The sequence below is a fragment of the Streptococcus sp. GMD1S genome (assembly GCF_000296875.1).
Classification (GTDB): Bacteria; Bacillota; Bacilli; order Lactobacillales; family Streptococcaceae; genus Streptococcus.
The window spans coordinates 1-2,114 of sequence record NZ_AJQY01000104.1 but is presented as its reverse complement, the minus strand read 5'-3'; the positions used below and the strand labels follow the sequence as shown (position 1 = coordinate 2,114).

The window sequence follows — 2,114 nt, the reverse complement described above, 5'->3', positions numbered from 1 at the left end:
ATAACCAAGACGGCAAACGTCCGACTAAGATTACAATCAATCTTTTAGCAGACGGTGAGAAAGTAGCATCGAAAGAGGTTCAAGCAGCCGCAGACGGAACTTGGACTGCTACATTCGAAAAATTAGCAAAATATAAAGCTGGTAAAGAAATTAAATACACTGTAACAGAAGAAGCCGTAGCAGAATACGAAGCGACTATTACAGACTTTACCATCACAAACAAATATGCTCCTAAAGAAATTGACTACAAGGTAACAAAAGTATGGAACGATGCGAACAACCAAGACGGCAAGCGTCCTGAGTCCGTAACGGTTCAACTTTATAAAAAAGTAGGAAATGCTGATCCAGTAGCCGTTGAAGGTAAGAAATTGACCTTAACAGCTAAGGAAAAGACTGATGATAACACTTGGGTAGCATCCTTCACCAATCTTCCACAATACGAAGCTGGAAAAGAAATCACCTATTCTATCAAGGAAGTGGATGTACCAGCTGGTTACGAAGCCTCTGTGACTGGTCAAGTAGTGACAAACACCTATAACCCAGAAACAATTGTTCTTTCAGGAACTAAGGTGTGGAAAGATAACAACAACCAAGACGGTAAACGTACAACATCTGTGAAAGTTCAAATTCTTAACGGCGACAAGGTTGTTCAAGAAATTGAAGTTTCAGAAAAAACTGGCTGGAAGTTCGAATCTAAAAAACTTCCTAAGTATGAGAATGGTAAGGAAATCAAGTACACTGTCAAAGAAACTGCTATGACAGAATACAAAGCAACCATCACTACAGACAAGGATGGCAAGTACACCATTACCAACGAACATACTCCAGAAAAAATTGCTGTAAGTGGACAAAAGACCTGGATTGATAATAACGACCAAGATCATATCCGTCCAGCATCTGTCACTGTCGCTCTTCTTGCCAATGGTAAAGAAACTGGCAAGACAGCAATCGCAACAGCTGAAACAGGTTGGAAGTATGAATTCACTGAACTGGATCGTTACCAAAATGGTAAAGCAATCGAGTACACAGTCAAAGAAGTTGGTGTTCCTACAGGTTACACAGCTACTGAAACTGGTATGAATGTGACCAACACCCACACACCAGAGAAAACATCTGTAAAAGGTAAGAAGATTTGGAAAGATGAAGATAACAAAGACGGTATCCGTCCATCTTCTGTCACTGTGAAACTTCTTGCAGATGGTAAGGAAACTGGTCAGACAGCTACAGTGTCAGAAACAAGTGGCTGGACTTATGAGTTTACAGGTCTTGATCGTTATCAAGAAGGTAAGGAGATTGCCTACACTGTTGAAGAAGTGAATGTTCCAGATGGTTATACAGCTTCAGTAGAAGGTTACAACATTACAAATACGCACACTCCTGAAAAAACAACACCTGGCAAACCAAATGAACCAGGTAAGCCTAAAAAAGGTGGGGAATTGCCTAATACAGGAAGCGAGTCTAACCAAGTGGATCTAGTAGCTGGAATCGCCCTTCTTGGATTGGGAACAGGATTTTTGGCAAGACGCAAAAAAGAAGATTAAGTTTTTTAAACGGTATCTTTCACGAAATTTTGCAAGACAGTTTAAAAGTGGAAACAAGTGTCAATGGAAATTGGCACTTGTTTTTTTTGTAACTGACCCTGGTTCTACTACCAGATACAAGTGGATAGTTGCCACTTACTAAAAAGCTATTGTTTTTGCGATGAATTCCACTATAATAGGTGACAAATAAAAAAGGAGATGTTGCATATGATTGAAACAAGATTACAAGATAAATTGAAGTCAGGTTTAGAGGTAGAAAATTTTCAAAAAGATGGCGGTATCTATCTGTCCCTTAATCCAGATTATCTATCTGGAGATAATGCTAAATACATGATCATGTATAACCGTATGGCTCGCTGGTACGATATGAGTGAGAAATGGATAGGACCACTTCTCCATGGCAAGGCAATTGATAAGTTGAGAAGGGATCTGATGGAGGAAATAGAATGGAAAGATAATTTATCTGTTCTTTATGTCTCTATCGGGACTGGTCAAGACCTCCGTTATATTCCTGAGACAATTGACCTGAAAAGTTTAGACTTTGTAGGGGTAGATATTTCTATCAGTATGCTA

The 2,114-nt window shown here is 39.3% G+C and carries 1 protein-coding gene and 1 pseudogene; both read left to right on the top strand.

The features are described 5' to 3' along the window. The coding region (locus tag GMD1S_RS07345; RefSeq protein ID WP_000294514.1) for a Cna B-type domain-containing protein at window positions 1-1,541 on the top strand (1,541 nt) is incomplete at its 5' end. Window positions 1,542-1,748: 207 nt separating this feature from the next. After that, window positions 1,749-2,114: pseudogene (locus GMD1S_RS07340) on the top strand (SAM-dependent methyltransferase); the annotation flags it as partial.